At 62.7% G+C, this 25,661-nt stretch carries 24 protein-coding genes; 14 read left to right on the plus strand and 10 right to left on the minus strand.

Going from position 1 to position 25,661, the window contains the following annotated elements; all coding sequences use genetic code 11:
* Positions 1-3: 3 nt before the first annotated feature.
* From DKY63_RS01640 to DKY63_RS01650, 3 genes are read right to left on the minus strand one after another with little or no spacing between them, the layout of a single operon-like run.
* Complete coding sequence (locus tag DKY63_RS01640) at positions 4-1,281, minus strand: dihydrolipoamide acetyltransferase family protein (protein WP_110962493.1); 1,278 nt, start codon at positions 1,279-1,281, stop codon at positions 4-6.
* Positions 1,282-2,340, minus strand: a complete 1,059-nt coding sequence (locus DKY63_RS01645; protein ID WP_110962494.1) for an alpha-ketoacid dehydrogenase subunit beta — start codon at positions 2,338-2,340, stop codon at positions 1,282-1,284. It lies immediately after the preceding gene.
* 1 nt (position 2,341) lies between these two features.
* Positions 2,342-3,577 (minus strand): 3-methyl-2-oxobutanoate dehydrogenase (2-methylpropanoyl-transferring) subunit alpha, encoded by a 1,236-nt coding sequence (locus DKY63_RS01650; RefSeq protein WP_110962495.1) that lies wholly within the window; start codon positions 3,575-3,577, stop codon positions 2,342-2,344.
* A 185-nt stretch (positions 3,578-3,762) separates the two neighbouring features.
* Here DKY63_RS01650 and bkdR point away from each other — a divergent pair, with 185 nt between their 5' ends.
* Entirely contained in the window at positions 3,763-4,251 is a 489-nt protein-coding gene (gene bkdR, locus DKY63_RS01655) for a Bkd operon transcriptional regulator BkdR (RefSeq protein WP_110962496.1), read from the plus strand.
* Between the two features lie 122 nt (positions 4,252-4,373).
* Here bkdR and DKY63_RS01660 read toward each other — a convergent pair whose 3' ends face one another.
* A complete protein-coding gene (locus tag DKY63_RS01660) occupies positions 4,374-5,237 on the minus strand; it encodes an MBL fold metallo-hydrolase (protein WP_110962497.1) in 864 nt (287 codons plus the stop codon).
* 163 nt (positions 5,238-5,400) lie between these two features.
* Here DKY63_RS01660 and DKY63_RS01665 point away from each other — a divergent pair, with 163 nt between their 5' ends.
* From DKY63_RS01665 to nahK, 4 genes are all read left to right on the plus strand, one after another.
* On the plus strand, positions 5,401-6,207 hold the full coding sequence (locus DKY63_RS01665; RefSeq protein ID WP_110962498.1) for a sulfite exporter TauE/SafE family protein: 807 nt from the start codon (positions 5,401-5,403) through the stop codon (positions 6,205-6,207).
* 306 nt (positions 6,208-6,513) lie between these two features.
* A complete protein-coding gene (locus DKY63_RS01670) occupies positions 6,514-7,698 on the plus strand; it encodes a porin (RefSeq protein WP_110962499.1) in 1,185 nt (394 codons plus the stop codon).
* A gap of 248 nt (positions 7,699-7,946) precedes the next feature.
* The gene (gene nosP / locus DKY63_RS01680) at positions 7,947-9,110 is read left to right on the plus strand and encodes a nitric oxide-sensing protein NosP (RefSeq protein ID WP_110962501.1); all 1,164 of its coding nucleotides are present in this window, start codon (positions 7,947-7,949) and stop codon (positions 9,108-9,110) included.
* Positions 9,079-11,667 carry a hybrid sensor histidine kinase/response regulator NahK/ErcS' gene (nahK, locus tag DKY63_RS01685; RefSeq protein WP_110962502.1) on the plus strand — a complete coding sequence of 863 codons (2,589 nt, stop codon included), beginning with the start codon at positions 9,079-9,081 and terminating at the stop codon, positions 11,665-11,667. The genes nosP and nahK overlap by 32 nt, the downstream gene beginning before the upstream one ends.
* Positions 11,668-11,808: 141 nt before the next feature.
* On the opposite strand, the gene DKY63_RS01690 is transcribed toward nahK, so the two are convergent.
* From DKY63_RS01690 to DKY63_RS01715, 6 genes are all read right to left on the minus strand, one after another.
* Complete coding sequence (locus DKY63_RS01690; RefSeq protein ID WP_110962503.1) at positions 11,809-12,474, minus strand: response regulator transcription factor; 666 nt, start codon at positions 12,472-12,474, stop codon at positions 11,809-11,811.
* A gap of 56 nt (positions 12,475-12,530) precedes the next feature.
* The gene (locus DKY63_RS01695) at positions 12,531-13,088 is read right to left on the minus strand and encodes a PQQ-dependent catabolism-associated CXXCW motif protein (RefSeq protein WP_110962504.1); all 558 of its coding nucleotides are present in this window, start codon (positions 13,086-13,088) and stop codon (positions 12,531-12,533) included.
* Between the two features lie 225 nt (positions 13,089-13,313).
* Positions 13,314-14,105 (minus strand): ABC transporter permease, encoded by a 792-nt coding sequence (locus DKY63_RS01700; protein WP_110962505.1) that lies wholly within the window; start codon positions 14,103-14,105, stop codon positions 13,314-13,316.
* Positions 14,102-14,833 carry an ABC transporter ATP-binding protein gene (locus DKY63_RS01705; protein WP_110962506.1) on the minus strand — a complete coding sequence of 244 codons (732 nt, stop codon included), beginning with the start codon at positions 14,831-14,833 and terminating at the stop codon, positions 14,102-14,104. The genes DKY63_RS01700 and DKY63_RS01705 overlap by 4 nt, the downstream gene beginning before the upstream one ends.
* Positions 14,830-15,789: a YVTN family beta-propeller repeat protein gene (locus tag DKY63_RS01710; RefSeq protein ID WP_110962507.1), complete on the minus strand. Its 960-nt coding sequence runs from the start codon at positions 15,787-15,789 to the stop codon at positions 14,830-14,832. The genes DKY63_RS01705 and DKY63_RS01710 overlap by 4 nt, the downstream gene beginning before the upstream one ends.
* A 28-nt stretch (positions 15,790-15,817) precedes the next feature.
* Positions 15,818-17,002 (minus strand): ABC transporter substrate-binding protein, encoded by a 1,185-nt coding sequence (locus DKY63_RS01715; protein ID WP_110962508.1) that lies wholly within the window; start codon positions 17,000-17,002, stop codon positions 15,818-15,820.
* 134 nt (positions 17,003-17,136) lie between these two features.
* On the opposite strand from DKY63_RS01715, the gene DKY63_RS32065 reads away from it, so the two are divergent.
* The 9 genes from DKY63_RS32065 (at position 17,137) to pqqB (ending at position 25,549) form a co-directional block, all read left to right on the plus strand.
* Positions 17,137-17,280 carry a hypothetical protein gene (locus DKY63_RS32065; protein ID WP_162634802.1) on the plus strand — a complete coding sequence of 48 codons (144 nt, stop codon included), beginning with the start codon at positions 17,137-17,139 and terminating at the stop codon, positions 17,278-17,280.
* Positions 17,281-17,429: 149 nt separating this feature from the next.
* Positions 17,430-17,891, plus strand: coding sequence for a cytochrome c-550 PedF (gene pedF / locus DKY63_RS01720; protein WP_110962509.1), 462 nt, complete (start codon positions 17,430-17,432; stop codon positions 17,889-17,891).
* Between the two features lie 4 nt (positions 17,892-17,895).
* A complete protein-coding gene (locus tag DKY63_RS01725) occupies positions 17,896-18,771 on the plus strand; it encodes a substrate-binding periplasmic protein (protein WP_110962510.1) in 876 nt (291 codons plus the stop codon).
* Positions 18,772-18,780: 9 nt separating this feature from the next.
* Positions 18,781-19,542: a quinoprotein dehydrogenase-associated SoxYZ-like carrier gene (locus DKY63_RS01730; RefSeq protein WP_110962511.1), complete on the plus strand. Its 762-nt coding sequence runs from the start codon at positions 18,781-18,783 to the stop codon at positions 19,540-19,542.
* A 29-nt stretch (positions 19,543-19,571) separates the two neighbouring features.
* Positions 19,572-20,510, plus strand: a complete 939-nt coding sequence (locus DKY63_RS01735) for a quinoprotein relay system zinc metallohydrolase 1 (RefSeq protein ID WP_110962512.1) — start codon at positions 19,572-19,574, stop codon at positions 20,508-20,510.
* A gap of 270 nt (positions 20,511-20,780) precedes the next feature.
* Positions 20,781-22,556 (plus strand): PQQ-dependent methanol/ethanol family dehydrogenase, encoded by a 1,776-nt coding sequence (locus DKY63_RS01745; RefSeq protein ID WP_110962514.1) that lies wholly within the window; start codon positions 20,781-20,783, stop codon positions 22,554-22,556.
* A 183-nt stretch (positions 22,557-22,739) separates the two neighbouring features.
* Positions 22,740-24,260, plus strand: a complete 1,521-nt coding sequence (exaC, locus tag DKY63_RS01750; protein ID WP_110962515.1) for an acetaldehyde dehydrogenase ExaC — start codon at positions 22,740-22,742, stop codon at positions 24,258-24,260.
* A 248-nt stretch (positions 24,261-24,508) separates the two neighbouring features.
* Positions 24,509-24,580: a pyrroloquinoline quinone precursor peptide PqqA gene (gene pqqA, locus DKY63_RS01755; RefSeq protein ID WP_003253598.1), complete on the plus strand. Its 72-nt coding sequence runs from the start codon at positions 24,509-24,511 to the stop codon at positions 24,578-24,580.
* Between the two features lie 54 nt (positions 24,581-24,634).
* The gene (gene pqqB, locus DKY63_RS01760) at positions 24,635-25,549 is read left to right on the plus strand and encodes a pyrroloquinoline quinone biosynthesis protein PqqB (RefSeq protein WP_110962516.1); all 915 of its coding nucleotides are present in this window, start codon (positions 24,635-24,637) and stop codon (positions 25,547-25,549) included.
* The last annotated feature ends 112 nt before the right edge of the window (positions 25,550-25,661 follow it).

Raw genomic sequence — 25,661 nt, forward strand, 5'->3', positions numbered from 1 at the left:
CGCTTACTCCATAAACAGCGTGGCGGGTTGTTCGAGCAGGCCGCGCACGGCCTGGATGAAGAGCGCCGCGTCCATGCCGTCGACCACGCGGTGATCGAAGGAGCTGGAGAGGTTCATCATCTTGCGGATCACCACCTGGCCTTTGATCACCATCGGCCGTTCGACGATCTTGTTCACGCCGACAATCGCCACTTCCGGCAGGTTCAGCACCGGGGTGCTGACGATGCCGCCCAACGCGCCGAGGCTGGTCAGGGTGATGGAGGAGCCGGACAGTTCATCGCGGCTGGCCTTGCCATTGCGCGCGGCAGTGGCCAAACGGGCGATTTCCGCCGCGTTGTCCCACAGGCTGCGGGCTTCGGCGTGACGCACTACTGGCACCATCAAGCCAATATCCGCCTGGGTGGCGATGCCCACATGCACCGCGCCGAGGCGGGTGATGACCTGGGCTTCGTCGTCGTAGCGGGCGTTGATCTGCGGGAAATCGCGCAGGGCGACGACCATGGCGCGCACCAGGAACGGCAGCAAGGTCAGTTTGCCGCGGGTCGCACCGTGTTTTTCATTCAAATGCGCGCGCAGCTCTTCCACCGCCGTCACGTCGATTTCCTCGACGTAGCTGAAGTGGGCGGCGCGTTGGGTGGAGTCCTGCATGCGCTGGGCGATCTTGCGACGCATGCCGATCACCGGGATCTGCTCTTCGTCGTTACGCTGGGCGTAAGCGCTGCTGACCGACGAGGCATTGGACTGACCCTGGGCCAGATAGGCATCGAGGTCTTCGTGCAGCACCCGACCGGCCGGGCCGGTGCCACGCACCAGACGCAGCTGGATGCCGAGGTCCAGTGCATGTTTACGCACCGCCGGGGAGGCCAGCGGACGCTCATCGGCTTCGCGAGCCACAATCGGGCCCTGGCAAACGGCTGCTGGACGAGGGGCGGCCACGGGTTTGCTTTCCACGACCGGTTCGGTTTTCGCTGCGGCGGCGACTGGCGCTTCTTTGACCGGAGCCGCCACGGGTGCAGCCGTTTCCTTAACGTTGCCCGCGCCTTCGACTTCAATGCTGATCAGCACACTGCCGACCGCCATCACTTCGCCGGGTTGCCCACCGAGGGCGATGACCTTGCCATGCACCGGCGAGGGAATATCCACCATCGCCTTGTCGGTCATGACATCGGCCAGCACCTGATCCTCGACGACCATGTCGCCGACCTTCACGTGCCATACCGACAATTCAACTTCTGCAATGCCTTCGCCAATGTCCGGCATCTTGATAACGTGCGTGCCCATTCAGACCTCCATGACCCGTTTCAACGCCGCGCCCACACGGGACGGCCCTGGGAAATACGCCCACTCTTGCGCGTGCGGGTAGGGGGTGTCCCAGCCGGTGACGCGTTCGATCGGCGCTTCCAGGTGGTGGAAGCAATGTTCCTGCACCAATGCCGCCAGCTCGGCGCCGAAGCCGCAGGTGCGGGTGGCTTCGTGGACGATCACGCAGCGGCCGGTTTTCTTCACCGATTTGGTAATGGTTTCCAGATCCAGCGGCCACAGGCTGCGCAGGTCGATGACCTCGGCGTCCACGCCACTTTCTTCAGCGGCGACTTGCGACACGTAGACGGTGGTGCCGTAGGTGAGGACGGTGACGTCCTTGCCCGGACGGGCGATGGCGGCCACGTCCAGCGGCACGGTGTAGTAACCGTCGGGCACCTGGGCGGCCGGGTGTTTCGACCACGGGGTCACCGGACGCTCGTGGTGGCCGTCGAACGGGCCGTTGTACAGGCGCTTGGGCTCGAGGAAGATCACCGGGTCATCGTTTTCGATGGAGGCGATCAGCAGGCCCTTGGCGTCGTAGGGGTTGGACGGCATCACGGTGCGCAGACCGCAGACCTGGGTGAACAGCGCCTCGATGCTCTGGCTATGGGTCTGGCCGCCGTAGATGCCGCCGCCGCATGGCATGCGCAGGGTCAGCGGCGCGGTGAATTCACCGGCGGAGCGATAACGCAGGCGCGCGGCTTCGGAAATGATCTGGTCGTAGGCCGGGTACACATAGTCGGCGAACTGGATTTCCACCACCGGGCGCAGGCCGTAGGCGCCCATGCCCACGGCGGTGCCGACGATGCCGCTCTCGGAGATCGGCGCGTCGAACACCCGCGAAGTGCCATATTTGGTCTGCAGGCCTTCGGTGCAGCGGAACACGCCACCGAAGTAGCCCACGTCCTGGCCGAACACCACGACGTTGTCGTCGCGCTCAAGCATCACGTCCATGGCCGAGCGCAGGGCCTGGATCATGGTCATGGTGGTCGTGGTCATGGCGGTTTCCAGCTGAATATTGTTGTTGTGATCGTTCATCTCAGATCCCCAGCTGCTGACGCTGGCGCTTCAAGTGCTCCGGCATCTCTTTGTAGACGTCTTCGAACATGGTCGCGGCGCTTGGAATCTGCCCGCCGGCGAGGGTGCCGTACTGTTCGGCCTGCTTCTGCGCGGCGATCACTTCGGCTTCCAGTTCGGCGCTGACGGCGGCGTGTTCCTCTTCGGACCAGTGGCCGGCCTTGATCAGGTGCTGCTTGAGGCGCGCGATCGGGTCACCCAGCGGGAAGTGGCTCCAGTCGTCCGCCGGACGGTATTTGGACGGATCGTCGGAGGTCGAGTGCGGGCCGGCGCGGTAGGTGACCCATTCGATCATGGTCGGGCCGAGGTTGCGCCGGGCGCGTTCGGCGGCCCAGGCGGAAGCGGCGTAGACCGCGTAGAAATCGTTGCCATCGACCCGCAGGGAGGCAATGCCGCAACCGACGCCACGACCGGCGAACGTGGTGGCTTCACCGCCGGCAATGGCCTGGAAGGTGGAGATTGCCCACTGGTTGTTGACCACGTTGAGGATCACCGGCGCGCGGTACACGTGAGCGAAGGTCAGGGCGGTGTGGAAGTCCGACTCGGCGGTGGCGCCGTCGCCGATCCAGGCCGAGGCGATCTTGGTATCGCCCTTGATCGCCGAGGCCATGCCCCAGCCGACGGCTTGGACGAATTGGGTGGCGAGGTTGCCGGAGATGGTGAAGAAGCCGGCCTCTTTCACCGAGTACATGATCGGCAACTGGCGTCCCTTGAGCGGATCGCGCTCGTTGGACAGCAGTTGGCAGATCAGGTCGACCAGCGGCACGTCGCGGGCCATCAGGATGCTCTGCTGGCGGTAGGTCGGGAAGCACATGTCGTCGATGTTCAACGCCAGGGCCTGGGCGCTGCCGATGGCTTCTTCGCCGAGGCTCTGCATGTAGAACGACATCTTTTTCTGACGCTGGGCAACCACCATGCGGTTGTCGTAGATCCGCGTCTTGAGCATGGCGCGCATGCCTTTGCGCAGAATCTCCACCGGCACGCCTTCGGCCCATGGACCCAGGGCATTGCCCTGATCGTCGAGCACGCGAATCAGGCCGCGGGCCAGGTCGGCCGTGTCGGAGGGTTCTACGTCGATGGGTGGTTTGCGCACCGTGCCGGCATCGGTCAGGTGCAGGTAGGAGAAGTCGGTTTTACAGCCCGGGCGGCCCGAGGGTTCGGGGACGTGCAGGCGCAGCGGTTCATACGCTTGGGTCATGGCTTCTACGCTCGATCTTGTGAATTTCTTGTAGTGAGCTGACAGATTTCCTTCGGTAGAAGAAATCTTGTCCTACAACAATCATAGGCCCGGCCCAGAAGAATATTTCTCTCTGTTTCGTTGCGTTGGAGACTATTTGCAGATAAAAAATCTGCATACGAATAAAAAACAGGTGGTTTTGTCTCATGCGCAAACTGGACCGTACCGACATCGGCATTCTCAACAGCCTTCAGGAGAACGCGCGCGTCACCAACGCCGACCTGGCGCGTTCGGTGAACCTTTCGCCGACGCCGTGCTTCAACCGGGTCAAGGCAATGGAAGAGCTGGGAGTCATTCGCGAGCAGGTGACGCTGCTGGATGCCGACATGCTGGGACTGCATGTGAACGTGTTCATCCACGTCAGCCTGGAAAAGCAGGTGGAGAGGGCATTGCAGCATTTCGAGGACGCCATTTCCGATCGCCCGGAGGTGATGGAGTGCTACCTCATGGCCGGCGACCCGGACTATCTGATCCGGGTGCTGGTGCCGAGCATCCAGTCATTGGAGCGGTTCATGATGGACTTCCTCACCAAAGTCCCCGGCGTTGCCAACATCCGCTCCAGCTTTGCGCTCAAGCAGGTGCGCTACAAGACGGCGCTGCCGTTGCCGGCGAACGGGTTGACCCTGGATATCTGAAATACCCCAAGCCCTGTGGGAGCAAAGCTTGCTCGCGATGGCGTTCGTCCAATCAACAACGATGGTGCCTGATGCGACGCCATCGCGAGCAAGCTTTGCTCCCACTGGGTTACGGGGCGTATTTAGAATTTATTCAGGGGAATCTTGAGGTAGGTCACGCCGTTATCTTCAGCCGGTGGTAGATTCCCCGCCCGCACATTGACCTGAATCGCCGGCAGCAGCAGCGTTGGCATGCCCAATCCGGCATCGCGCCGGGTGCGCATGGTGACAAATGCCGCTTCATCGATCCCGTCGCGAACATGAATGTTGCTTTTGCGCTGTTCGCCCACCGTGGTCACGCATTGCGGCCCACGACCCTCGGGCGGGTAGTCGTGGCAGACGTAGAGGCGCACGCCGGCGGGGAAGGTCAGCAGTTTGTGGATCGAGGCGAACATCTGGTTGGCGTTGCCGCCGGGAAAGTCGCAGCGCGCGGTGCCCACGTCCGGCATGAACAGTGTGTCGCCCACCAGAATCTGCTCGCCGTCGATCAGGTACGCCATGTCCGCCGGGGTATGGCCGGGGACGTGCAGGGCGGTCGCCTTGAGATTGCCGATCATGAATGACTCGTCGGGGGCGAACAGGTGATCGAATTGCGAGCCGTCGCTGCAGAACTGCGGTTCGAGGTTGAACAGCGCCTTGAACACGTCCTGCACCTTGCAGATCGATTGGCCGATGGCGATCTTGCCACCCAGCTCGCGGCGCAGGTACGGCGCGGCGGACAGGTGATCGGCGTGGGCGTGGGTTTCCAGCAGCCATTGCACCTGCAACCGGTGCTGGCGCACGAAGGCGATGATCCGCTCAGCCTGCACGGTGGTGGTGCGCCCGGCGGCGGGGTTGTAGTCGAGCACCGGGTCGACAATCGCGCATTGCCTGCCATCGGCTTCGTAAATCACGTAGCTGTAGGTGGAGGAGGCGTCGTCGAAAAAGGCTTCAATCAAGGCAGGCATGGGGTGGGTTCTGTCGTGGACAAGCCATGAGGTTAGTTTCATTTTCCCTGCGCTGACCAGTCCCCCGGCGCAATTCTGTTTATGAAAAACAGCGGCCGGCCACTATCCTGTCAGCTATCGATACCGGGCGTTCCCGGCCTTTGTCATGGATTACGAGCGTTTTATGTTACTGGCGAGTTTTTTTGGTGTGGTGATGGGCTTGGTGCTGGGCCTGACCGGAGCCGGCGGCGGCATTCTGGCCGTACCGGCGCTCGTGTTGGGCCTGGGTTGGAGCATGACCCAGGCGGCACCGGTCGCGCTTTTTGCGGTGGGCAGTTCGGCGGCGGTGGGGGCGATCGACGGCTTGCGTCACGGGCTGGTGCGCTATCGCGCGGCATTGCTGATTGCTGCGCTCGGCGCGGTGTTCTCGCCGGTGGGCATCTACTTTGCCCATCAGTTGCCGGAAAAGATCCTGATGATCCTGTTCAGCCTGCTGATGCTCATGGTGGCGGCGCGGATGTTGCGCCGTGAACGCAAGGAGGAGGGCCCGAGCGACCACGGCCATGCCAACTGGGGGCAGAAGAACTGCATGCTCGACCAGCACACCGGGCGGTTCTCCTGGACCGCCAAATGCACCGCGACCCTGGCGGCGCTCGGCGCGGTGACGGGTGTGGTCTCGGGGCTGCTCGGCGTGGGCGGCGGCTTTCTGATCGTGCCGGCCTTCAAGCAACTGACCGATGTGCAAATGCGCGGGATTATCGCGACTTCGTTGATGGTGATCAGCCTGATCTCGGCCATCGGCGTGGTCGGTGCCTTGCACGCCGGCGTGCGCATCGACGGCCTCGGTGCAACCTTCATCGTTTCCAGCATCGTCGGCATGATCGTCGGGCGCAAACTCTGCGCGCGGGTGCCGGCGCGGGTGTTGCAGGTGGGGTTTGCCAGTGTCTGCCTGGTGGTTGCCGTTTACATGCTGATGAACTCCGCTCTCTAAACCGAACAGTTGCCCTCCTGCAGGAGCGAGCATGCTCGCGATGGACGACAACGATAACGCTGGGCACCTGATGCCCCGCTGTGTTCTCTAGTCCATCGTGAGCAGGCTCGCTCCTGCAGGTCCATCCGCCGACAGGCGTACACCCTTGGTGGCGAGCCCTGCCGACAAGCGGTCCTACGCCGTAACTGTCGCGCGTCACCGGCCCCTCCAAAGCACCTCATAACCGCCCCCAAGGCAGCGTATGGCGCCGCCTGTCCGCTTTCGATAATCGCCTCCGACAACTCGTCCCCAGTCGCGGAGCGCGCCATGCACAACAATAAGAACTTCACGCATCGTTTTTTACCGGCCTTCATTACGAGCCTGTCCACCTTTGGCCTGGGCTCCACCGCCGAGGCCGACATCATGCTGTACGACAAGGACCAGACCACGTTCTCCACCGACGGCTACATCAACGCCTTCTATGTGAACAGCGATGTCGACCGCGCCGGCGATCAGTTCGACCGCCGCCAGTCGCGGGTGAAAATGGGGTTTCTGCCCAACTATCTGGGATTCAACATGGGCAAGCAGGTCGATGACCTCAAGCTCGGCGCCCGCGCCTCGTTCTGGGTGACGATCAACGACAGCGAGACCAATGGCACCGACACCGCCATCGATGTGCGGCAGTTCTACGGCACCGTGGCCAACCCGCAGTGGGGCGAAGTGCTGATCGGCAAGGACTTCGGCCTGTTTGCCCGCTCCAACATCCTGCTCGATGAACTGCTCGCCGGTTACGGTCAGGTCAGCGACACCCTGGGGCTGGTCGATGGTGGCGGGGTGTCATTCGGCAACATCGGCACCGGCTATCCGTATCCTTTCCCGACGTCGCAAATCACTTACCGCACACCGGTGATGGACGGTCTGCGCGTGGCGGTGGGGATCATGGACCCGGTGGACACCAACGACAGCAGTCCCACCGGCAAGGCCTATCAGGAAAACCCGCGCACCGAGAGCGAGGTCACCTATCAGTTCGACCTGGCCGGGGCGAACATCTACAGCTGGGTCAACGGCAGCTACCAGACTTCGGACAATACCGATTCCAGCGTGGCGACCGTGACGTCCAAGGGCGTCGGTTACGGCGTGCAGGCCAAAATGGGCGGCTTGTCCCTGACCGGTTCCGGCTTCCAGGCCAAGGGCATCAACCCGTTCTTCACCAACAACGCCGGCGAGCCGACCCTGCGCAATGTCGACAGCGACGGTTATCTGTTGCAGGGCTCCTACAAGCTGGGCAAAAACCGCCTGGCGTTGTCCTACGGCAAGACCAACGACGATGGCAACGGCGTGGTTGGCAGCGGCGCGGACTATGAAACCCGAGGGATTGCGCTGTTTCATGACGTCAACGACAACCTGAAGCTGGTGGCCGAGTACAACCAGTTCGAAATCAACGGCCACGACACCAATGCCCAGAACGAAGATACCGACACGTTCGCGGTGGGGGCGGTGTTGACCTGGTAAATAATCAATAGCCCTCACACCGACCACTGTAGGAGCGAGCCTGCTCGCGATGGAGTGTCAGCTACAAAAATGCCGACTGACACACCATCGCGAGCAGGCTCGCTCCTACAAGGGGAAATGTGTTGTTTGGCAGATAACGTCCAAGTCTCATCCCATCGAAGCGCCTACCCGCTACCCAAGTAGCATTCGTCCCGCCCCACAGCCTTCGTACACTCGTGCCTCATACACACGCACCTGCGGGGGTGGCGATGCAGCAGGTCCATAACGAGGGTGTCGTCAGCGCGATGTCCCTGGCCACCGATCCCCAGCAGGCCGCGCAGGAACTGGCGCGGCAGTTGCTGCATCCGAACCTGGGTTTCGTGCTGTTCTTCTGTTCCGCCGAATACGACTTGCCGGCGCTGGGCCAGGCCTTGCAGCAGGGTTTCGGCGGGATACGCCTGGCAGGCTGCACCAGCGCCGGGGAAATCACCCCGCTGGGTTATGGGCGCAATTGCGTCACGGCGCTGGGCTTCGATCATCGGCATTTTTCCATCAGCCTCGAACTGATCGACGAAATGGAGCACTTCAGCCTGATCGACGCACAGCAAATGGTCGAACGTCTGGTCAGCGGCTGTCGCAGCAACACCCTGGCACCGATCAAGGGCAACAGCTTTGCCCTGACCCTGCTCGATGGCCTGTCCAGTCGTGAAGAGATGGTGCTCGCCGCCTTGAGTGCGGCGCTGGGTGCCATTCCGCATTTCGGCGGCTCGGCCGGCGACGACAACTACCTGACCCACACCCATGTGTATTTCGACGGCGGGTTTCACAGCGGCGCGGCAGTGGTGGTGCTGGTCAATACCTGGCTGGACTTCGAGGTGTTCACTACCCACCACCTGCTGCCGCAGGCGCAAAAGCTGGTGGTCACCGGGGCCGACAGTGCCTCGCGACGGGTGTTCGAACTCAATGCCGAACCGGCCGCCGCCGAGTACGCCCGGCACATCGGGGTGCCGGTGGCCGAGCTCGACCACCGGGTCTTCGCCGCGCACCCGCTGGCGGTTCGGTTCAACGAGCAATATTACCTGCGCGCCATTCAACAGGTTCATCCGGACCTGAGCCTGAGTTTCTACTGCGCGGTGGAGAACGGCATTGTCCTGACCGCCATGACCCCGGGCCCACTGCTGCCGAACCTGCAAAGCCTGTTCGACGGCTTGCAGGAACGGCTCGGCGATTTGTTGCTGACCATCGGTTGCGACTGTTTCCTCAGGCGCCTGGAACTGGAAGACGACGGCAGCCTGGAGCAGATCGGCAACTTTTTGCGCGAGCAGCGGGTGATGGGGTTCAACACCTACGGAGAACAGTTCAATGGCATGCACATCAACCAGACCTTCACCGGCGTTGCCATTGCCCGGGGCCGGTCCCTCGCAAAACGCTGAGCTTGAGGCGCAGATCGCCGCGCTTGCGCATGACAATCAAAAGCTGCAACGCATCAACGCGGCGCTGATCGAGCGCATCGAGTCCGGCATCACCCGTGGCAACGATCCGTATGCGGCCTTCCAGCATTCGGTGGTGCTGGCCGAGCAGGTGCGAGAGCGTACCGACGCCTTGAACCAGGCCATGGCCGAACTCAAGGCCGGCAACCATTTGCTGAGCGAAGCCCGCCTGCGCGCGGAAACGGCCCACCAGCACCTGATCGATGCCATCGAAAGCATCTCCGACGCCTTTGTGCTGTTCGACGCCGAGCAGCGCATTGTCCTGTTCAACAGTCGATTCAAGGCGTTCTGGAGCAACAGCCGGGAGCGGATACACGCCGGCATGCGCCTGGTCGAGGTCAAGCGCCTGATGCAGAGCAACGGGATGTTTGCCGAAGAACCGCGCGGGCATGCCGAGGAAAACCTGCTGTACCGCCTGCAGGACGGTCGCTGGCTGCAAGTCAGCGAACGGCCGACCCAGGAAGGCGGGCGGGTGATCCTGTTCACCGACATCACCGACGTCAAACTCAGCGAAACCGTGCGTCGCGAGCAGGCGCTGGCGCAGAAGTCGCATCTGTTGCAGCGGGCCGTCGACAACCTGTCCCAAGGGGTGGCGATGGTCAACGCCGAGGGCATTCTGGAGCTGTGGAACCGACGGTTTCTCGAACTCAGTGGCCTGGCGCCGGTGGCGGCTCATCGGCCGTTTGCCGAAGTGATCGCCGACAGCGAGTTGACCCTGTTGACCCCGGCCAGCCGTGGCGTCAACGGGCGACCCGTGCAGGAATGCGAACAGCGCCTGGACGATGGCCGGGTCCTGGAAATCCGTACTCATCCGCTGCCCACCGGCGGTTTCGTCAACACCTTCACCGATATCACCGAACGCTACCAGCATGCCGAAGCCCTGAGCGAAAGCGAGCGCTGGATTCGGTTGATCACCGACCATGTGCCGGCATTGATCGCCTATCTCAATGCCGATCTGGTGTATGAGTTCACCAACAAGGTCTACGAAGAATGGTATTGCTGGCCGCGTGGCGTGATGCTCGGCCAGAGCCTGCGCGAAGTGCACAGCGAACAGCATTACCAGCGTCTGGAGCCCTACGTGGCCAGGGCGCTGGCCGGGGAGAGCGTGACCTTCGAGTTCGCCGAGACCAACGTCAACAATCAGGAGCGCTACATGTTGCGCTCCTACGTGCCCAACCGTTTGGCCAGCGGTGAGGTGGTGGGGATTTTCGTGCTGATTCGCGACATCACCGAGCGTCGCCGTACCGCCGAAGCCTTGCATCAGGCCTATCAGAACCTTGAATTGCGGGTGCGCGAGCGCACCGTCGAGCTGACAGGCCTCAACGACCAGTTATTGCGGGAAATCGATGAGCGTCGCCGGGTCGAATCACGCTTGCGCGAAGCCAAGCTGGAAGCGGAACAGGCCAACCTGTCGAAAACCAAGTTTCTCGCCGCCGTCAGCCACGACCTGCTGCAGCCCTTGAACGCCGCGAGACTGTTCACCAGTGCCTTGCTGGAGCGCCGCGAGCCGATCTGCAACGAAGTGCTGGTGCGCAATGTCAGCAATTCCCTGGATGACGTGGAGACCCTGCTGGGTACGCTGGTGGATATTTCCAAGCTCGATGCCGGGGTGATCAAGGCCGATATTGCGCCGTTCGCCTTGAGCGAACTGCTGGAAAACCTTGCCGCCGAGTACACCCAGGTGGCGCGCAGCGAAGGCCTGCAACTGCATTTCGTTGCCTGTTCGGCGCTGGTGCGCAGCGACATTCAATTGCTCGCGCGGATCCTGCGCAATCTGTTGAGCAACGCCATTCGCTACACCTGGAGCGGTCGCGTGGTGCTGGGGTGCCGACGCCATCGTCAGCGTCTGTCGATTCAGGTCTGGGACAGCGGCATGGGCATTGCCGAGGATCGTCTGGAGGAAATTTTCCAGGAGTTCAAGCGTGGCGACGTGCAACGCCCTGACCAGGATCGTGGCCTGGGCCTGGGCCTGGCGATCGTCGAGAAGATTGCCGGCATTCTCGGGCACCGCATTGATGTGCAGTCTTGGCCGGGCAGGGGCTCGATGTTCTCGGTGGAGGTGCCGTTGAGCGCCACCGCGCCCAAGCCATTGCCGAGCCCGCCGATGACCGAGCCGATGCTCGAAAGGTTGCGTGGCGCGAAGGTCTGGGTGCTGGACAATGACGCGGCCATATGCGCCGGCATGCGCACCTTGCTGGAGGGCTGGGGCTGCGTAGTGGTGACGGCGCTGTCTGAGGAAGACCTGGCGCGGCAGGTGGACAATTACCATGCCGAGGCAAATTTGCTGATTGCCGATTACCACCTGGACAACGACCGCAACGGCGTCGATGCCGTGGCACGGATCAATGCCCGTCGTTCCTGTGCAATACCGGTGATGATGATCACGGCCAATTACAGCAACGAGCTCAAACAGCAGATCCGCGAACTGGGGCATACCCTGATGCACAAGCCGGTGCGGCCGATGAAGCTGAAGACGGCGATGAGTCATTTGCTCGCCTAAGCCCTATGACCAGGCCGCGCCCTCTGTAGGAGCGAGCCTGCTCGCGATGGTGGTCAACGATGACGCTGGAGGCCTGACACTCCGCGGCGTTCTGAAGTCCATCGCGAGCAGGGATCGCTCCTACAGAGTTGGGGGGAGCGGTCACCGCCGTAGATAGGACCCGAAATCTATATCCCCGGCACTCAGGATCGCCTGCACGCGGTTATGCACGTTGAGCTTGCGCAATATCGCCGAGACGTGGGCCTTGACCGTGGTTTCGGCGATTTCCAGGGTGTAGGCAATCTGTTTGTTCGATTCGCCCTTGGTCATTCGCTCCAGCACCTGCAACTGCTTGCGGGTCAGGGCCTGCAGCAGTTCCGGCGGGATGCTCGGGGTGTCGTTCATGCGCCGGTGCGATTGGCCGTTGCCCATGCGGATGATGTCCGGAGGCAGGTAGACGTTGCCGTTGAGGATCTGCTGGATGGCATCGGTCATCTGCGTGCGGGGCGAGGACTTGGTGATGAAACCCACCGCACCGTAAGTGATGGCCTGCAGGACGACCTGCTTGTCCTGCTCGGCGGAGACGATCACCACCGGAATGGTCGGTGCTTCGTTGCGCAGGTTGATCAGGCCATTGAGCCCGTGCATGCCGGGCATGTTCAGGTCGAGGAGGATCAGGTCCAGGTCATCGTGTTCCTGGGTCAGTGCCAGGGCGCTGTCGAGGTCGGCGGTTTCCATGACCTCGCTGCCGGTAAAACCATCGCTGATAACGTTGTGTATGGCTTCGCGAAACAGCGGGTGATCGTCGGCAATCAGAATTTTGTACATGGCCTTTCACCTCATTATTTTGATTATGGTGTGGCAACAACTCGCAGGCGTAAAGCTCAGGGAAAGGGCTCGGGCCGGGCCGGGGTCAGCGGCAGGTTGGCCGCCTGCCAGGCATCCAGGCCATCGCGGTACCAGTACAGTGACTTATAGCCCAGGCGGGCCGCGCGCCTGGCGGCATTCCAGCTCAGCCAGCAATCGGCGCGGCAGTAGAAGACCAGCGGTTGCTTGAGGTTGCCACCGGTCAGCTTTTTCAGGTTGCCTTCAAAATAAGCCTGCCATTGCGGCGTCAGTTCGCCGTCGCCGGTATTGGCCAACCAGTGGCTGCCGGGCAGGTTTTCGTGGGGCTGATCTTCGATGAAGCGGCCTTGCAGCCATTGCCGGCGGTAGACGTCGATCAGCAGCGGCGGCGGGTTTTGCTCAAGCAGGGTTTGCAGGACGGGGGTATCGATGAGGGTCGCGTCCTGCATGACGTCCGGCGTCGGGCTGCGGTACAGGTCGATGCGATAGCCATCGGGGGAAAACAGCGGGGTTTGCGCGTTTGCGCAAGCCAGGCACAGGCTGAGCGACAAAGCAGCGAGAGAGGGACGCAGCAGGCGACGTCGGGCACGCGGCATGGGGATTGATCCTTATCGTTATGCGCCCATTACATGCCAGTCGTGGCCGGTTGGGAATGCGACGATAGGCCGGTAAAACCAGTACTAAAGTCGTAATTTTTCCCCGTTCAATGAAGAACTCCTGTGGGAGCGAGCCTGCTCGCGATTGCGATTTGTCAGTCACATCAGTGTTTGATGTGCCACCGCGTTCGCGAGCAGGCTCGCTCCTACAGGGGATGGGTTTTGTCAGGTGGATTTGCGCAGGGCCGCGTGTTGGGGGTTGAAGGTCAGGACGGCAAGGAGCGCGAATACCAGCGTCAGCCCCGCACAAACGCCCAGCGCCAGCGGGTTGAACCGCTCATACAGGGCAAATCGCACCAGCTCCACCGCATGGCTGAACGGATTGATCGCGCACAGCCAATACAACCATTCACTGGCCTCGCGCATTTTCCACAGCGGATACAGCGCCGATGACAGGAAAAACAGCGGGAAGATCACGAAATTCATCACCCCGGCGAAGTTCTCCAGCTGGCGGATGGCGTTGGACAGCAACAACCCCAGGGCGCTGAGCATCAACGCCACCAGCAACAGCGCCGGCAGGGCCAGCAGCAAGCCCATGGCCGGTGGCTGCACGCCGTAGACCCAGGCAATCGCCAGGAAGGCATACACCTGCACCAGCGAAATCAGCGACGTCGCCAGCAGCTTGCTGCACAGCAGAAAGATCCGGGGCAGGGGGCTGGTCAGCAGCACGCGCATGCTGCCCATTTCCCGGTCGTAGACCATCGACAGCGAACCCTGCATGCCGTTGAACAGCAGGATCATGCAGGCCAGGCCCGGGATGATGTAGACCTCGTAGGGAATGTAGGTGTCGTAGGGTTCGATGATGGCGATGCCCAGTGCCGCGCGAAAGCCGGCGGCGAACACCAGCAGCCACAGCAGCGGCCGCACCAGGGCGCTGAGAAATCGCGTGCGTTGCAGCACGAAGCGCAGCCACTCGCGCAGGACGATGCCGCGCAAACATTGCCAGTAAGCGTTCATCGGGCAGCTCCCGTGGTGGTCAGGCGAGTGAAGGCCGAGTCAAGGTCGCCGCCGTGTTCCAGGCTCAGTGCATCGGCCTGTCCGCTGGCGACCAGCCGGCCCTGATGGAGAATCAGCAAATCGTCGCAGGGCTGCACTTCATCGAGCAAATGGGTGGTCCAGAGCACGCTGATCCGTTGTTCGCGGCACAGGCTGCGAATGTGCCGGTTGAGCGCCAGGCGGCTGGCTGGATCAAGCCCCGCGCTGGCTTCATCCAGCAACAGCAGGCGCGGTTGATGGAGCAAGGCCCGGGCGATCTCCACCCGGCGGCGATGGCCGCCATTGAGGTTGCGCACCCGCTCGGCGCGACGCTCATCCAGCCCCTGGCGATCCAGTTCCGCATCGACGCGCAGGCCGGTCTCGCGTCGCGACAAACCATGCAGGGCGGCGTGATAGCGCAGGTTCTGTTCAACGCTGAGGTCCAGGTCCAGGGTGCTTTGCTGGAACACCACGCCCAACTGTTTGAGCGCTGGGCGCGGTGCCTGGCGCAATGAACAGCCACCCACCCGGATATCGCCGTGCTGCAGATCATAGAGCCGGGTCAGCAGGGCGATCAGCGTTGACTTGCCCGCGCCGTTGGGCCCCAGCAACGCGGCGAAGCGGCCCGGCGCCAGGCTGAAATTCACCTGGCGCAACGCTTCCCGGGGGCCATAGGAGAAACTCAGGTCGCTGACTTCCAGGGCGTTCATGGCGTCACCACCACACCCCAGGGATAGCGCCCGACCTTCACCGACTTGCTGACCTTGAGGCTCTCGACATCGATCACCGACACATCGCCGCTGACGCCATTGGTGGCGAGCAATTGCTTCTGGTCCGGGGTAAACGCCAGTTGCCAGACGCGCCGGCCCACCAGCAGGTAGTCGAGTACCTCGAAGGTTTTGGCATCGATGACCGCCACGTGATTGGCCGGGCCCAGGGCCACGAAGGCGTACTTGCCGTCGGCGCTGAGCTTGATGCCCACGGGCTGCACCTTGTCCGGGTGCACGCCCTTGATCTGGAAGTTCAGGGTCTTGAGGACGTGGCGGCTGGCGACGTCGAGGATCGTCACCGTGCCGCCGATTTCCGCCGAGGCCCAGAGCTGCTTGCCGTCATTGCTGAACTCGACGAAACGCGGACGCTGATCCACTAGCGTGCTGTCAGCCAGAGTCTGGGTGCTGGTGTCGATCCAGTGCAGCATGTTGGTGGTTTCGCTGGTATTCACTGCCCACTTGCCGTCGGGGCTGACCGCCATGCCTTCGGGCTCGACGCCGACGTTGATCTGGCCGAGGACCTTGGAGGTTTCGGTGTCGATCACGGTCACCAGTGCATCGTCTTCGTTGGAGACGTACAGCCAGCGGTTGTTGGGGTGCAGGGCGAATTGCTCCGGGTCCTTGCCCGAGGGCAGTTCCTTGATGATCTTGCGGGTGGCCACGTCCATCACCTGGACCCGGTCCGAGTCGCTGGCGCAGATGTAAAGGAGCTTGTTGTCATGGGACAGCAGCAGGCCACGAGGGCGCTGGCCGACGGGCAGGGTCTCGGTGACTTGCAGGGTCTGCATGTCGATCAGGCTCAGGTTGTTGTCCTTTTCATTGGAGACCCAGGCGGTGCTGGCGACGGCATGGCCGGCGACAAGCAACAGGGCGCAGCAAGGCAGGGTGTGGCGCATGGCAGTTTCCTTGTTTTAGTTGTTGTGATCAGGGAAAGCGGCAACTGACCTCGGGCTTGTCGTAACCCAGGCTGTCCATCTCGTTGAATGGGTGCAGGAAGCCGTCCTGTGGCGAAGTGCTGACCAGCGCCCGGGGCTGCACGATGGGGATCGGCTGGCGCAACTGGCCGTTCCACGGGCGGTAACTGAGCTTGCGTCCCTTGAAACCGTCCAGCGGCAACTGATCGCTGATTTCCAGGGTGCGGATCGCCATCGGTTCGCTCTGGCGCAGTTTGCTCACGGCACTGGCGACGCTGCGCACGGCCATCCACGCGGCGAAATCACGGTCGTTCATCCAGCGTCCGGCGAGGGCCTCGAAGCGCTTTTGCAATTGGGCGGCGCCATAGGTTTCCACGGTCTTGTGCCAACCTGTCGGAATCAGGCCCTGGGTGCCGGCGACCGGGCGCGGATACCAGGTCTGGTAGGGAACGTATTCGCCGAAGTCGCCACGTTCGTCCGCCACCAGCACCACGTCGTATTCGGCGGTCTGGGTGAACAGCGGCATGTCGGCCTGGGCACTGCGCCGCTGATCGTTATCGAAGCTCCAGGGTTTCTCCGCCACCAGTTGCAGGCCGAAGCGCTTGGCCGCGCGGCGCAGGGCCGCGGCGTAGGCCTGATCGTCCGGCGTCGGGCCGACGATCAGCAGCGCCCGCTGCCATTTGCGCACCACCAGAAACTGCGCCAGTGCATCGGCCAGCATCGCCCGGCTCGGCAGACTGTGCAGCACGTTTGGCAGGCAGTCGGTGGTGCGCAGGCTGTCATCGGGGCTGCCGGCGTTGAACAGCAGGCTGTCGGGCAGGGCTGCACTGAGTTGGCGCAGGCTGTCCGCCGGTGCATTCACCACGAACAGGCGCAGGCCCTGTTCATGCTGGGTCCTGGCTGCTTCGAGCAAGGCTTCGGGGCTGTCGGCGCTGGCGCTCTCCAGGCTGTAGCTGTGATTGAGAAAACGCCCGGTGCTGTTGCTGTCGATAATCGCCAGTTCAGCGCCGCGCAGTCCGGCGTCGGCGGGTTCGGGAATGACGTTGGACAGCAGCGGGCCGGGGTCGAGGCGATAGCCCAGGTAGCCGATTCGTACCTGCAAGGGGGCGTCGGCAGCCTGGCTCAGGGATGCCAGCCCGGCGGCACAGGCGATCGCCAACAGGTAGGTCAGGGCACAAGAGGCTAGCTGGCGCATGGGGCACTCCATTTCAGGTAGCGCCAGCATAGGAAGCCCTTGGCAGGGTGGAAATATGCAGAAAGTATCGACCAGCTTGTACCAAGGTAGTAACGGCCCGTGGTCGGCGCGGTTCTAGCATGGCCCTTGCAGCCATGACTCCGGAGGGACTGACCATGCGCATCGTCAAGGCACTGCTGTTGCCCTTTCTGCTGATCCTCACCCTGATCGGCGTCGACCGGCTCCACGGCCCGCGTCCCGTGCCGCCGCCATTTTTGCCCGCGCCGGCGGGGCGCTAGGGTTCCCCGTCGACGTCCCGCCGATCGCCTTACTACCAAGGGATTAGACGCCGGCCACCAAAGCAGCATGGGGCCAGTGCGCCGGGGTTTCTAAGATGGTCGCCATAGCCTCTGCCAAGAGGTTTTGCGTGCAACCTGAGGGCATAACAATGACAACGAAACGCAACGCCTTGCTCGTCACCGGACTGTTGGCCGGTCTTATCAGCGCCGGTTCCGTGTGGGCCCACGGCAATGTGGTGCCACAGGCCGTGGAGACCAAAGGACTGACCGCGATCAAGGATTCCGGCGTGCCGGTCGATGCCGACGGTTGGGCATCGGTGAATCCCTACCGTACTTCCCCTGAACACGACAAGGCCGTGGAAATCGGCTCGTCGGCCTACAACCAGAACTGCGCGGCCTGTCATGGCCTGGAAGCCAAGTCCGGCGGCATCGCCCCCGATCTGCGTATGCTCGATGCCGCTGACGCCGGCGATGAATGGTTCGTCGAGCGAGTGCGCCATGGCGCAGTGCGCGACGGTCGGGTGTACATGCCGAAAATGGCGGACTACCTGAGTCAGGAAGCACTGTGGGCGGTTCGCACTTACCTGGACACCGTGCACGTCGAGGAGTGACGCCATGCGCCTGCTTGCGATGTTGCTCGGCGCGGTGTGGCTGTGCTGCCAGTCGGTGCAGGCGCAGGTGCGCAACTACGATGAAATGATCGCCGCCGGGGAGCTGAAGGTGGCGGTGTACAAGGACTTCGCGCCCTACAGTTTCGAGCAGGCCGGCCAGCCCCGGGGCGTCGACGTGGAGCTGGCCCAGGCGTTGGCCAAGGCGTTGGGCGTGCGCCTGACGCTGATCTGGGCGCCGCCCGGCGAAAAGCTCGACGACGACCTGCGAGATTACATCTGGCGTGCCAGTGCCTTGCACAACCAGCAACTGGCCGACCTGATGATGCGTGTGCCTTACGATCGCGATTACGCGCAGAAACGCAACGAACTCGGCGAACTGGAAAACGGCCACGTGGTGATGTTCGGGCCGTACCAGAACGAGCAATGGCAGGTCGCCTATGACCGTCGCCGCCTGGACAAGGTCGCCAGTGTCGCGGTGTTCGAGCAGCACCCGATCGGCGTCGAAGTCGACAGCGTGCCGTCGTTCTACCTGACGTCGGTGTTCAACGGCATGCTCGCCGGCAAGACCCACCACTATCCGGGCGTCGCCCAGGCGTTTGCCGCCATGAAGGCCGGCGAAGTCGATGCGGTCATGGCGATGCGCGGCGAAATCGACTGGCAAGTGCATGAAGCCGCCGACCCGCAATTGGCCTTGGCGCAGAACGCCTATCCGAACATGGGCAAGCAGCTCTGGGAGATCGGCATGGCGGTGCACGAGAGCAATCGGCAACTGGCCTATGCCGTGGAGGAAGCGCTGGAGGGGTTGATCCGCGACGGTACGCTGAAAACCCTCTACGGCCATTACGGCCTGCGTTATGACGTGCCCGAGATGTATCAATAGGAGCAGGTTATGAAATGGCAAAGGAGTTGTCTGTTGGCCTGCTGTCTGAGCCTGAGCGTGCACGCCGCCGATGTCGATCCGGGCAAGGACCCGGTGCCTTCGGTGATGTGGGGCTTTTATCAGAAGCAGTTTCTTGGCGATGCGCCGTACGTGTTCGATCAGCGGGTCAAGCTGCTGGCACCGCCGTTCGCCGAGGATGCACGGCAAGTGCCGCTGGAGATCGACGCCCGGGCGTTCAAGGGCGACGTGGTGAGAATCCTCGCCTGGGCGGAACTCAACCCCTTGCCGAAAATCGTCGATTTCGAGCCGGTGGCCGGTGTGCTGCCGTGGCTGTCGATCCGTATTCGCGTGGAGCAGGCCACGCCGTTGCGCGCCGCGGTGCTGACCCGTGACGGGCTGTGGCATGTCGGCTCGACCCTGATCGATGCGGCCGGTGGCGGTTGCACCGCGCCGAGCGTGGTACGCACCGAAGCGGGCTGGGAGGAACATGTCGGCGAGGTGCTGGGTGGCCGCTACCCGCGCAAGGATTTCAGTCGCTTGCGCTTGCAGGTGGCGCATCCGATGGACAACGGCATGGTCAGCGGCATTCCCGAGTTCTACATCAATCATGCCGAGCTGCGTGATCAACAGGATCAGCTCCTGGCCCGCCTCGAACTGTTTCCCGCCGTCAGCGAAAACCCCAGCCTGGCCTTCGATCTGGAAGGGGCAGGGCAGACGCGCCTGTTGTTGCGCGATAACAGCGGCAACCAATTCGATGCGTCGATCCCCTGAGCCCCATTTTCCTGAAACAGGAGCCTGACATGCGCTGGATGCTGCTGTTGTTCCTCAGCCTGAGCCTGCCGGCCATGGCCGATCTCGAATACTCGCTCAAGCCCCGGCAGATCGCTGAAGACACCTGGCTGCTGGAAGGCAGCACGGAAAATTTCGCCAAGGACAATGGCGGCAATATCGTCAACACCGCGTTCATCGTCACCGAGCGTGGCGTGGTGGTGATCGATACCGGACCGTCCAGGCGTTATGGCGAGGCCATGCGCCGGGCCATTGCCGCTACCACCGACAAACCGGTGATCGAGGTCTTGCTGACCCATCACCACCCCGATCATGTGCTGGGCAACCAGGCGTTCAGCGATGTGCCGATTGGCGCACTGGCTGGCACCACCGAGCTGCTGCAAAAGCAGGGTGATGCGATGGCCGAAAACATGTACCGGCTGGTGGGCGACTGGATGCGCGGCACGGAAGTCGTGTTGCCGACCCGCACGCTGATCCCCGGCGTGCAAAGTTTTGGGAATCATGATCTGCGCCTGATAGATCTGGGTGGGCATACGGGTGCGGATCTGGCTATTCTCGACCAGCAAACCGGCGTGCTGTTTGCCGGGGACCTGGTGTTTTATCAACGTGCCCTGACCACGCCCAACAGTCCGGGGCTGTCGGTGTGGCTGGCCGACATCGCCACGCTGCAGGCGCTGCCCTGGACGCTGATCGTGCCCGGCCACGGGCCGGTCGCCAGCGACGCCAGGCCCTTTGCGCAAATGCGCGACTACCTGACCTGGCTCGACCAACTGATGCGCGAAGGCGCGGCCAATGGCAGCGACATGGCCGAGATGATCCGCAGCCCTATTCCTGAGCGATTCGCCGGGATCAGTTTGAGTCGCTATGAGTTGATCCGCAGTGTCAGTCATCTGTACCCGCGATATGAGCGGGCGCAGATGACGCGGGTGGATTCCAATGCGCAACAATAATCAACACCGCCCCCCCTGTAGGAGCGAGCCTGCTCGCGATGAACCCGAGAACACCGCGGGGTGTCAGGCCTCCAACGTTATCGTTGACCACCATCGCGAGCAGGCTCGCTCCTACAGGAGGGGGAGGCGCGGGATCCACACCCAACCCCATACCAAGGAACTAGAAATCTCCACATTGCGGCCAATTGTTGTCCAGGCGGCGGCGCCCAAGAATCTGCACCAGACCGGGAAAATTTTCCGGGAACAACAAAAACCGCAGAGGAAGCCGTCATGACTCAACCCGCACGTCGCCAGCCCTTCGTCTTGAGCCTGTTGCTCAGTGCCATGCTGTTGTCCGGCCAGGCATCGGCCGGGGTTTCCGACCAGGACATTCTCCAGGATCCGAAGAACCCCGAGCAGGTCGTGACCAACGGCCTGGGCGTTCAGGGTCAGCGCTACAGCCCGCTGGACATTCTCAACGTCGACAACGTCAAGGAACTGCGCCCGGCGTGGGCGTTCTCGTTCGGCGGGGAGAAGCAGCGCGGCCAGCAGGCGCAGCCGATGGTCAAGGACGGCGTGATGTACATGACCGGGTCCTACTCGCGGGTATTCGCCGTGGATGCGCGCACCGGCAAGAAACTCTGGCAATACGACGCGCGGCTACCGGATGACATTCGCCCCTGCTGCGACGTGATCAACCGTGGCGTGGCGCTGTATGGCGACCTGGTGATCTTCGGCACCCTCGACGCCAAGCTCGTGGCGCTGAACAAGGACACCGGCAAGGTGGTCTGGAGCAAGAAAGTCGCCGACCACAAGGAAGGCTACTCGATCAGCGCCGCGCCGCTGGTGATCAACGGCAAGCTGATCACCGGCGTGGCCGGTGGCGAGTTCGGCGTGGTGGGCAAGATCGAAGCCTACGACCCGAAAAACGGCGACCTGTTGTGGACCCGGCCGACGGTCGAGGGCCACATGGGTTACGTCTACAAGGACGGCAAGGCCGTGGAAAACGGTATTTCCGGTGGCGAGGCGGGCAAGACCTGGCCGGGCGACCTGTGGAAGACCGGCGGTGCGGCACCCTGGCTGGGCGGCTATTACGATCCGGAAACCAACCTGCTGCTGTTCGGCACCGGCAACCCGGCACCGTGGAACTCGCACCTGCGCCCTGGCGACAACCTCTACTCGTCGTCGCGCCTGGCGCTCAACCCGGACGACGGCACCATCAAGTGGCACTTCCAGAGCACGCCCCACGACGGCTGGGACTTTGACGGCGTGAACGAACTGGTGTCGTTCAACTACAGCGAAGGCGGCAAGGAAATCAAGGCGGCGGCCACCGCCGACCGCAACGGCTTCTTCTATGTGCTGGATCGTACCAACGGCAAATTCATCCGCGGCTTCCCGTTCGTGGACAAGATCACCTGGGCCACGGGCCTGGATAAGGACGGTCGCCCGATCTACAACGAAGCCAGCCGCCCCGGTGCGCCGGGTTCCGAAGCCAAGGGCAGCTCGGTGTTCGTGGCACCGGCGTTCCTCGGCGCGAAAAACTGGATGCCGATGGCCTACAACCGGGACACCGGCCTGTTCTACGTGCCGTCCAACGAGTGGGGCATGGACATCTGGAACGAAGGCATCGCCTACAAGAAGGGCGCGGCGTTCCTCGGGGCGGGGTTCACCATCAAGCCGTTGAATGAAGACTACATCGGCGTGCTGCGGGCCATCGATCCGAAGACCGGCAAGGAAGTCTGGCGGCACAAGAACTTCGCGCCGCTGTGGGGCGGCGTGCTGACCACCAAGGGCAATCTGGTGTTCACCGGCACGCCGGAAGGCTTCCTGCAGGCGTTCAATGCCAAGACCGGTGAAAAGGTCTGGGAATTCCAGACCGGCTCCGGCGTGCTCGGCTCGCCCGTGACCTGGGAAATGGACGGCGAGCAGTACGTCTCGGTGCTCTCCGGCTGGGGCGGCGCCGTACCGCTGTGGGGCGGCGAAGTGGCCAAGCGCGTGAAGGACTTCAACCAGGGCGGCATGCTCTGGACCTTCAAGTTGCCCAAGGACCTGGTGGCCAAACACTGATCCCGAACCCACCGCATAACCCCCTGTAGGAGCGAGCATGCTCGCGATGGACCCGAGAACACCGCGGGGTGTCAGGCTGCCAGCGTCATCGTTGGCGACCATCGCGAGCATGCTCGCTCCTACAGATAACGAATTTTATTGCCTGTCAGTTCGGCAGGCATCGACCCAGACAGAGGCCTCATCATGATCTACGCCCAACCCGGAACACCTGGCGCCGTCGTCTCCTTCAAGCCACGCTACGGCAACTTCATTGGCGGCGAATTCGTCGCGCCGGTCAATGGCGAGTACTTCACCAACACCTCGCCGGTGAACGGCGAAGTGATTGCCGAATTCCCGCGCTCCAGCGCCGTCGACATCGACAAGGCCCTCGACGCCGCCCATGCGGCCGCCGACGCATGGGGCAAGACCTCGGCCCAGGACCGCTCGCTGGTGCTGCTGAAAATCGCCGACCGCATCGAACAGAACCTGGAAATCCTCGCCGTCACCGAAACCTGGGACAACGGCAAGGCGGTGCGCGAAACCCTCAATGCCGACGTGCCACTGGCGGCCGACCATTTTCGCTACTTCGCTGGCTGCATCCGCGCCCAGGAAGGCGGCGCCGCCGAGATCAACGAGCTGACCACCGCCTACCACTTCCACGAGCCGTTGGGTGTGGTCGGGCAGATCATCCCGTGGAACTTCCCGCTGCTGATGGCCGCCTGGAAGCTCGCGCCAGCCCTGGCCGCCGGTAACTGCATCGTGCTCAAGCCGGCGGAGCAAACGCCACTGTCGATCATGGTCTTCGCCGAACTGATCGCCGATTTGCTGCCGCCGGGGGTGCTGAACATCGTCCAGGGGTTCGGTCGTGAAGCCGGCGAGGCGCTGGCCACCAGCAAGCGCATCGCCAAGATCGCCTTCACCGGCTCGACCCCGGTGGGTGCGCACATCCTGCATTGCGCCGCCGAGAACATCATCCCGAGCACCGTGGAACTGGGTGGCAAATCGCCGAACATCTTCTTCGAAGACATCATGCAGGCCGAACCCGCGTTCATCGAGAAAGCCGCCGAAGGCCTGGTGCTGGCGTTCTTCAACCAGGGTGAAGTCTGCACCTGCCCGTCCCGGGCGCTGGTGCAGGAGTCGATCTACGAATCCTTCATGGCCGAAGTCATGAAGAAGATCGTCAAGATCAAGCGCGGCAATCCGCTGGACACCGAGACCATGGTCGGCGCCCAGGCGTCGCAGCAGCAATACGACAAGATCCTCTCGTACCTGAACATCGCCCAGGAGGAGGGCGCCCAGTTGCTCACCGGCGGCGCAGCCGAGCGTCTTGAGGGCGATCTGTCCAGCGGCTATTACATCCAGCCGACCTTGCTCAAGGGCACCAACAAGATGCGGGTGTTCCAGGAAGAAATCTTCGGTCCGGTGGTGGGTGTCACCACCTTCAGGGACGAAGCCGAAGCCCTGGCGATTGCCAACGACACCGAGTTCGGCCTCGGAGCCGGCCTGTGGACCCGCGACATCAACCGCGCCTACCGCATGGGCCGGGCGATCAAGGCCGGGCGGGTGTGGACCAACTGCTATCACCTGTACCCGGCACATGCTGCGTTCGGCGGCTACAAGAAGTCCGGTGTCGGTCGGGAGAACCACAAGATGATGCTTGATCACTATCAGCAGACCAAGAACCTGCTGGTGAGCTACGACATCAATCCGTTGGGGTTCTTCTGATCTCCTGAAAACACCCCATCTCCACTGTAGGAGCGAGCCTGCTCGCGATGAGGCCTGTACATTCAACATTGATGTTGGATGTCAGACCGCGATCGCGAGCAGGCTCGCTCCTACAGTGGTTTTGTGTGTTCGCCATACCCCCTACCAACGCACCCCCAAACCTCCTTCGAAAGTAGCATTCGGGTGCCCGGCGCCGCGTGCATTAATGGTGCTACCGGAATCACCCGGCACAAGAAGAGGAATGACCCATGTGGACTAAACCCGCGTTTACCGATCTGCGCATTGGCTTCGAAGTGACGATGTATTTCGCCAACCGTTGATTGTTCACCCGGCCAGCGCTGCGTTGGCCGGGTCTGCCTTCTGGAGCATTGCTCATGCACATCCGGGTTCTGGGCTCCGCCGCCGGCGGTGGTTTTCCGCAGTGGAACTGCAACTGTCGGCAATGCGCCGGCGTGCGCGATGGCAGCCTGCGTGCACAACGGCGTACGCAGTCGTCGATTGCCCTGAGCGACGACGGTGTGGACTGGGTGCTGTGCAACGCTTCGCCGGACATCCGTGCGCAACTCGAGAGTTTCGCCCCGCTGCAACCGGCACGCCGCCTGCGTGGCAGTGCCATCGCCGGCGTGGTGTTGATGGACAGCCAGATCGATCATTGCACTGGCCTGCTGAGCCTGCGCGAAGGCTGCCCGCATAGCGTCTGGTGCACCGAACGGGTTCATCAGGACCTCAGCAGCGGCTTCCCGTTGTTCACCATGCTCAAGCACTGGAACGGCGGGTTGCAGTGGCAACCCGTGCGCCTGGATCGCAAGCCGTTCGCCATCGCGGCCTGCGGCCATCTGCAGTTTCGCGCGATTCCACTGGTCAGCAACGCGCCGCCGTATTCACCCAATCGCGGCAATCCGCAGCCCGGTGACACCATCGGCCTGTTCATCGAGGACCAGCGCAGCGGCGCCTCGCTGTTCTATGCGCCGGGGTTGGGACAGGTGGATGACGATGTGCTGGGCTGGATGCAGCGCGCCGATTGCCTGTTGCTCGACGGCACCCTGTGGCGCGACGACGAGATGCGTATCTGCGAAGTCGGACAGAGCCTGGGCAGTGAAATGGGTCACCTGGCGCAAAGCGGGCCGGGTGGCATGCTTGAGGTGCTGGAAGATTTCCCCCGCCAGCGCAAGGTGCTGATCCACATCAACAACACCAATCCCATCCTCGACGAAGACTCGGCCGAACGGGCGCTGCTGGCGCGGCGGGGGATCGAGGTGGCGTATGACGGCATGGATATTGTGCTGTAGCGGATGGCCCCATCGCGAGCAGGCTCGCTCCCACAAGGTTTTGTGTGCTGACCAGTTCCATTGTAGGAGCGAGCCTGCTCGCGATAGGGCCATACCAGACACCGAAGATTTC

This window comes from Pseudomonas putida (genome assembly GCF_003228315.1).
Classification (GTDB): domain Bacteria; phylum Pseudomonadota; class Gammaproteobacteria; order Pseudomonadales; family Pseudomonadaceae; genus Aquipseudomonas; species Aquipseudomonas putida_S.